Below are 6,851 nucleotides of genomic sequence, written 5' to 3'. Positions count from 1 at the left end.
ACGCCCCCGCGGCACCGGCTCCCGCCGAGGCCCCCGCGGCACCGGCCGAGGCCCCCGTGGCGCCGGCTCCGGCCGACGCCGAGACCCCGGCCGAGGCACCCGCCCCGGCTCCCGCTCCGGCCAACCCCGAGGCCCCCGCTCAGGCCCCGGCTCCCGCCGAAGCTCCCGCCGAGGCCCCCGCCGCCGACCAGCCCCGGATTCCGGCCGACGCCGAGGCTGCTCAGAGCCCGGCGGTCACGGAAGCCGAGATGCCGGCGACCGCGGACCGTCTTGCGCGCACGACCGCCCTGCCGGTCGGGCTCGCCGCTCTTCCCGAGAACGAGCGGTCGAGCTCGTGGGTGAGCCTCGCGGCCGTAGCGCCGAACCTCTCCGAGATGCCCGGGGAAGGCATCAGCTGGCTGCGCGCTCCGGCGCCTCCGGCGGCCGAGCAGACCGTCGAGACGACCGTCACGCCCGAGGGTGACGCGACGGCCATCGACCCGATCCCGGCGAACACGGCGACCGACCCGGCTCCGGCCGGTGCGGAGACCGCTCCGGCCCCGGCCGAGGCCGCTCCGGCCCCCGCTGCTCCGGCTCAGGCTGAGGCAGCTCAGGCTGAGGCCGCCCCGGCCGAGGCTGCTCCGGCCGAGGCTGCTCCGGCTCCGGCCGGCGCCGAGGTCGCCCCGGCTCCGGCCCAGGCCACCGGCGGCGAGCAGGCCACCATGGAGATGACCGTCACGGACAGGCCCGCGGAGACACCGCTGGTCATCGTCCTCCCGGGAACCTCGGAGGCGCCGGAGAGCCCGGAGGCCGCCGCGGCTCCGGAGAACACCATGACGCCGGAAGGCCCGGCGGCTCCGGAGGCCCCCATGGCCCCCGCGGCTCCCGTCGCACCTGAGGCCGCTACCGCCCCCGAGGCGCCGGAGGCTCCCGAAGCCCCCGCCGCCCCTGAGGCCCCCGCCGCCCCTGAGGCTCCGGAGGCACCTGCCGCCCCCGAGGCCCCCGAGGCTCCCGCCGCTCCCGAGGCCCCTGCGGCTCCCGAGGCCCCTGCGGCTCAGGGAAGCCCGGCGGCGCCAGAGGCTCCTGCTGCTCCCGAGGCCCCCGCGGCACCGGAAGCCGCCGCGGGTGACACCGTCGCTCCGGAGCAGGTCGTAGAGGCTCCCGCCTCTTCGGCGGCGACCGCGTAGGGAACGCTCCAGGGACCCGCCACCGTGTGACAACCGGGTTCTGCATCACCCTCGGAGAGGGCCGCGCCAAGGCGCGGCCCTCTCCGCCGTTTCCGGCCCCGTCTTCACAGGGGGCACTGCTCCACAGAGGGCGTCGGCCTCACGAAGGGGCATCGGCCCCGCGAGAGGACCGCCCCCGCAAGAGGACCGGCCTCGTGAGAGGACCCCGTCCCACCGCTCACGACGCCGCTCACAGCCGTCGCTCACGAGCGCGGGAGTGTTCCCGCGCCGGCCCGGGAGGACCGCGAGAGCGACGGCGGGACGATCGGTGCGGACCGTCCGGCGGCGATCAGTGCGAGACGTCCAGGAGGGCGTCGAGCTCGTCCTCGGGGAGGCCGAGGTCGACCCGGATCCGGTAGCGGGTCCGTAGCAGGGCGATGTGCTCGCCACCGCCCTGCGCCGCCCGGTGCGCACCCTCGGTGGCCCACCGGTGGGCCTCTTCGAGGTCACCGTAGGCGACGAGGGTCTCGGCGATCGTGAGAGCGGTGGCCGCGCTGACGTCGCCGACGGCGCGGATCGCCTCGATCAGCTCCCTCGCCTCACCGGGCTGTTCGAGCTCGAAGAGGGTGTCGGCGATCCCGGCACGGGGATCGACGCTCACCTCACCGCCGTCGTCCACCGCTCGCTGGAAGCAGTCGAGAGCCCGGGCGGGCTGCCCGGCCTGCCGCCACTCCTCGGCGGCGAGCACGAGGATCGCCGCCCGTGATATGTCGCCGGACGCGTACGTCTCGACCAGGGTTTCGAGCCGTCGGGCCAGGTCCTCATGATCGTCGGCCAGAAGTGCCTGCTCAAGCAGTCGATCAAGCTGCTCACGTGTCACATGCGCCACATCGCGAGAGTACCGAGCGACGCTCGATCGCGTACGCCCAACGGCAGGTATTGTCCCCGTGACCTTGGGTAAACGAATCGTCACCTTCGGCGTGTCCTCCCAGCGTGACGGGCATATGAGCCCCGACTCCCGCTGGAGGAGGGCCTCGCCGGGAGGAGCCGCGATGGGCATGTCCAAGCAGACGGCCTTCGTCCTGATGCTCCTCCTGGCCTTCTCGGTGATCGTTCCGGGGTCCGCGGGCTACCTGTCGGTCAAGATGGAGGCCATCGGACAGGCTCATCGGGATCTGCTCAGTCTGGAGAGCCGGTTTCATCGGGAACGGCTCGCGGCACGCATCAAGAGGGTGGAACGGGCCCAGCGGCACCGGCGGCTGCAGCCGGTCGCCTCGGCCGACCGCGAGCCCTGCAGGTCCGCCCGCGACTCCGGGAGCGGGCGGAAAGGGACCGGGGGGGCCGGGCGGCGTCCGCCGATCCCCTCCTCGGTCGTGTCCGCGCAGGCCGGACCGGACGCGGACCGGCCGTACGACGCCTGGATCCGCAGGCGGTGGTTCCACAGCAGGTGGCAGGACGCGCGGCGGCAGGACGAGCGACGGCGACAGGCCGAGGACCGGTGGGCCCGGTGGCAGGCCCGCGACCTCCGGGAGCACGAGCCGGCGGCGCGACCGTACGCGGCGACCGAGGCGGCCGGGGCGGCCGGGCCCGGGGAGCACGAGGGGACGGACGGAACGGACGGGGTCACCGGAACGGGCGGCGAGGCCTCCGTGTGGGATCCGTACCGGGTGAGGCCCGAACCCCGGGCCAGGGCGGACGGGCGCACGGACGGGCACACGGAGGGGCTCATCGGCGACCGGGAGGCCGGTCGGACGTCCGGCGAGGAGATCCCCCGGGAGACCGTGTGGAAGATCGGCGGGCAGGACGGCCGGGAGATCGGCAGGCGGATGGGGCGACAGCCGGGACCTCTCGTACCGGGATCGGAACCGTCCGGTGGGAGCCCCTCGGGACAGGGCGGCGAGCTCCTGACGGAGGCCTCCCCGCCGGCCTCTCCCCGCCTGGATCGCGCCCGGACTGACGACTCTGGCCTCTCCCGGTCCGGACCGCGCCCGAACTGACGACTTCGGCCTCTCTCAGCCCGGATCGGGGTCCGGGTCGCGTCCGAACTGACGGCTCAGGTAGCCGCGGATCAGGCTCTTGGCCTCCGCCACGAGTTCCGGGGCGCCGTTCGGGTCACGTCTGAAGGCCAGCTTGAGCACCGCGTCCCCGGCCTCGACCGCGACCAGGATGGCCAGGTCGAACTCCTCGCTGTCGGTCAGCCCGTACTCCTGCAGCAGGAGGCCGCGGAGCCGTCCGGCGATCACCGTGTTGTTGTCGGACTCGGGGTCGAGCAGGTTGAGGTCGACCACGTCGCCGAAGTGCAGGGAACGGAAACCGGGCACGGTCCTGTGCATCTCCACGTACTCGTCGATGATCGCGTCGATCGCCTCCCACCAGCCCGCGTAGTCCTCCGACAGGAAGCGGTTGCCGACCCGCGAGACGAAGCTCTCGACGTGGCGCCGGGTCACCGCCTGGGCGATGGCCCGTTTGTCGGGGAAGAACTGGTAGACCGAACCGATCGCGACCCCGGCGCGCTCGGCGATCCGTGTGGTGGAGAGCGCGTCGTAACCGATCTCATCGAGCAGGTCGGCACACGCGTCGAGCATCCGCTCGACGCGTCGCGCGCTCCGGCGCTGGGTGGGGCGGCGCCGCAGGGGCGCCTGACATGACTCCTCGGCAGGCACGATGGACACCCCACCATCTTGCCCCTCTGACACCGCCGGGTCAGTGCTTATTCGTCAATCGCGAGATTTCTCCGGCCCCGGTGAGCCGTGCCACGCCACGGACGGCCGCCGGGGAGACGCGCGAGAGCGCGTAGCCGAACTTGCCCTCGGCGTTCACCGGGACGACCGGCAGGTTGCGGTGGACGGCCCGCAGGATGTGCGCGGCCACCCGCTCTGGCGGGTACCCGCGCGCGGCCAGCGCCTTCCCTGCCGGTTCCTCGGTCTCCCTGGAGAGCTCGCCGACGTAGACGGTGTTGTGCGCGATCGGGGTGGAGACGAATCCCGGGCAGATCGCGGTGACCCCGATGCCCCGTCCGGTGAGTTCGGCGCGCAGGCAGTCGCTGAGCGACTTCACCGCCGCCTTGGAGACCGAGTACGCCGGCAGCAGCCGGGTCGGCAGGAAGGAGGCGACCGAGGCGAGGTTCACGATGTGCCCGCCCTCGCCGCGCTCGACCATCTGCGCCGCGAACAGGCGGCAGCCGTGGACGACCCCCCACAGGTTGACGTCCAGGGTGCGCCGCCAGTCCTCGACCGAGTGGTCCAGGAAGGCGCCGGCGACCACGACGCCCGCGTTGTTCACCACGATGTCGGGAACACCGTGACGCTCCTTCACCAGGCGGGCGAACTCCTCCATGGCCGCGGCGTCCGCGACGTCCACCCGCAGGGCGTGCGCCGTTCCCCCGCGGTCGGCGATGCCCTCGGCGGTGTGCCGGGCCGCGTCGAGGTCGATGTCCGAGCAGATCACCTCGGCGCCGTGCGCGGCGAAGGCGCGGGCGGTGGCCCGTCCGATCCCGCTGCCCGCGCCCGTGACCACCACCAGCCGGTCGTCGAAGGGGCCGCGCTCGCCGGGGCCGTCCCTGCGCAGTTCCCGGGACGGCTCCGCCCCCTCCACGTGCTCGGCGAACTCGGTGATCATGCGGGCGAGCACGCGGGGGTGGCTGCGCTGCGGCCAGTGGCCCGCGTGGATGCGGCGGTGCCAGAGCCGGGACGCCCACTGGTCCGTGGAGTCGAGCAGCGCCGGGGAGACGAACGGGTCCTTCGTGCTCTCGACGAGCTGGACGGGGATCCGCGGGACGGGGGCCTCGTCGGAAGCGCCGCCGGACGCGCCGAGGGGCATGTTGGCGCGGTAGAGACCGAGGCCGTTCACGCCGTCCTTGACGAGGGTGTCCGCGGGGTGTCCCGGGCGCGCGGGCGCGCCGAACCGGCTCGCCAGACGCGGCAGCGTCTTGCGCAGGACCGCCTCGGGAAGCGCGGGGATCTGGAAGGCGCCGATGTACCAGGAGCGCAGGAGCTGGCCGGCGACCTTGCGCCTCTTGGCGTGCCGCAGGAAGTGGGCGGCCTGGCCCGGGTGGGGACCGCCCAGGGAGGTGAACGAGAGGATCCGCCCCTCGATGCCGGGCCTGCCGATCAGCCGCCAGCCCTGGATGGACCCCCAGTCGTGCCCGACCAGGTGAACGCCCGGCTTGCCCACCGCGTCCAGGACCGCGGTCAGGTCGGAGGCCAGGTGGTCGTAGTCGTAGCCGCCGGTGTCGGCCGGGGCGCCGGAGAGGCCGGCGCCGCGCACGTCGTAGCGGACCACGTGGAAACGGTCCTCCAGCAGTTCGGCGACCTCGTCCCAGACCCGGTGGGTGTCGGGGTAGCCGTGTATCAGCAGGACGGTGGGCGCGGCGGGGTCGCCCTGCTCGAACAGCGCCAGCCGTACGTCACCGGATTCGACCCACCGCATTACAGCCTCCTGTTGGACGGTTAGTCCAATACAGTAAAGGAACAGAATCAGCTTCTGCCAATCCCCTACCCCGGAGGCGGCCCCCTATGGCGACGCCGGGCGCGTCAGCCGGACCCCGCCGGCTTGGCCGCCAGGCCCGTGCAGGCGCGCAGCGCCTTCCAGCCCGCGATGGCCTGCTGCCGCCCGAGCCCGGTGATCGGGATCGGCACCCCGCCCTGGATGCCGGCCGGGGTCCACTGGTCCTTGAGCACCTTGCGGCCGTTGATCGTCAGGGTGAGCACGCCGGTCCTGCCGGTGTCCGGGCCCCAGTTGTAGAAGACGAAGTTGCCCAGCCCGTAGTTGACGTAGCTGTTCTTCAGGTAGCCGCCACCCAGCAGGATGTGCGCGTGGCCGCCCACCACGACGTCCGCACCGGCCGCGACCAGCCTGGGAGCCAGGCCGCGCTGCGCCTCGTTGGGGCACTTCTGCAGCTCGGTGCCCCAGTGCAGGTGGACGATGACGGTGTCGGAGTTCCTGCGGGCCCTGCGCACCTCCTGGATCAGCCGCGCCTCGTTCTTGGCCGAGGCCAGGCCGCCCTTGTCGCCGGTGGCCGTCCACGCCTGGATGAACTCCGCGTCCAGCACCTGGGTGGCGCCGATGATGGCGACGCGGTTGCCGTTCACCGTCGTGCGCCAGGGCCGGTACGCCTCGGCCTCGTTCCTGCCCACGCCCACGACGGGGAACCTGGAGCGTTTGATGGCGGCGAGGGAGTCGGTCAGGCCGGTCTGCATGTAGTCCATGCCGTGGTTGTTCGCCAGCGACGCGACGTCCACCCCGGCGGCCTTCAGCGCGGTCAGCGCGGTGGCCGGAGCACGGAAGGTGAACTGCTTGCCGGGAGCCGGGGTGCCGCCGGTGGTGATCGCGGTCTCCAGGTTCACCATCGCCAGGTCGGAGCGTCTGAGCACCTTGGCGATGGGGCCGAGCGCGGTCCTGGGGTCGGCGTTCAGCCGGTTCCGCAGCACGCCCTCGAAGTGCACGTCGCCACCGAAGGAGATGGTGAACGGTCTGCGCTCCGGCGTGGGGGTGGGGTCGGGCTCGGCCTGTCGGGTCGGCTTCTCCACGACGTCGGACGCCGCGGGGGCCGCCGACTCGGCCGCGGAGCAGGCCGCGAGAAGCGCGGCCGAGGCGGTGATCGCGGCGATCAGGGCGCGGCGGCGGGCTGTGTACGTGTCCATCGGTATCCGAGGATGCCATCTCACCCGCGCCGAGCGACACAACTCGCCCTAGCGGATTCGCCGG

Annotated in this window: 5 protein-coding genes and 1 pseudogene; 2 read left to right on the top strand and 4 right to left on the bottom strand. The window is 73.3% G+C overall.

Features of this window, described 5'->3' with window-relative positions; genetic code table 11:
• Positions 1 to 1,166: pseudogene (locus tag AB0G16_RS07840) on the top strand (hypothetical protein); the annotation flags it as partial.
• Between the two features lie 328 nt (positions 1,167 to 1,494).
• Here the strand turns inward: AB0G16_RS07840 and AB0G16_RS07835 are convergent.
• On the bottom strand, positions 1,495 to 2,034 hold the full coding sequence (locus AB0G16_RS07835) for a hypothetical protein (RefSeq protein ID WP_362800354.1): 540 nt from the start codon (positions 2,032 to 2,034) through the stop codon (positions 1,495 to 1,497).
• A 169-nt stretch (positions 2,035 to 2,203) separates the two neighbouring features.
• On the opposite strand from AB0G16_RS07835, the gene AB0G16_RS07830 reads away from it, so the two are divergent.
• Positions 2,204 to 3,142 (top strand): hypothetical protein, encoded by a 939-nt coding sequence (locus tag AB0G16_RS07830; RefSeq protein ID WP_362800351.1) that lies wholly within the window; start codon positions 2,204 to 2,206, stop codon positions 3,140 to 3,142.
• Positions 3,143 to 3,157: 15 nt separating this feature from the next.
• On the opposite strand, the gene AB0G16_RS07825 is transcribed toward AB0G16_RS07830, so the two are convergent.
• The 3 genes from AB0G16_RS07825 to AB0G16_RS07815 all read right to left on the bottom strand — a co-directional run bounded on the left by AB0G16_RS07825 (position 3,158) and on the right by AB0G16_RS07815 (position 6,787).
• Positions 3,158 to 3,817: a TetR family transcriptional regulator gene (locus tag AB0G16_RS07825; protein WP_362800348.1), complete on the bottom strand. Its 660-nt coding sequence runs from the start codon at positions 3,815 to 3,817 to the stop codon at positions 3,158 to 3,160.
• Positions 3,818 to 3,848: 31 nt separating this feature from the next.
• Positions 3,849 to 5,573 (bottom strand): SDR family oxidoreductase, encoded by a 1,725-nt coding sequence (locus AB0G16_RS07820; RefSeq protein WP_362800345.1) that lies wholly within the window; start codon positions 5,571 to 5,573, stop codon positions 3,849 to 3,851.
• A 104-nt stretch (positions 5,574 to 5,677) separates the two neighbouring features.
• The gene (locus tag AB0G16_RS07815; protein ID WP_362800342.1) at positions 5,678 to 6,787 is read right to left on the bottom strand and encodes a CapA family protein; all 1,110 of its coding nucleotides are present in this window, start codon (positions 6,785 to 6,787) and stop codon (positions 5,678 to 5,680) included.
• Positions 6,788 to 6,851 lie beyond the last annotated feature (64 nt).

The sequence above is a fragment of the Streptosporangium sp. NPDC023615 genome, from assembly GCF_040640155.1.
Taxonomy (GTDB): Bacteria; Actinomycetota; Actinomycetes; order Streptosporangiales; family Streptosporangiaceae; genus Streptosporangium.
Note: the sequence above shows the minus strand (reverse complement) of the source record. Positions and strands in the feature narration are given on the sequence as shown.

Coding starts and splice junctions, on each gene's coding strand:
- AB0G16_RS07830 (WP_362800351.1), top strand. CDS start 2,204: ATGTCCAAGCAGACGGCCTTCGTCCTGATGCTCCTCCTGGCCTTCTCG.
- AB0G16_RS07820 (WP_362800345.1), bottom strand. CDS start 5,573: ATGCGGTGGGTCGAATCCGGTGACGTACGGCTGGCGCTGTTCGAGCAG.
- AB0G16_RS07815 (WP_362800342.1), bottom strand. CDS start 6,787: ATGGACACGTACACAGCCCGCCGCCGCGCCCTGATCGCCGCGATCACC.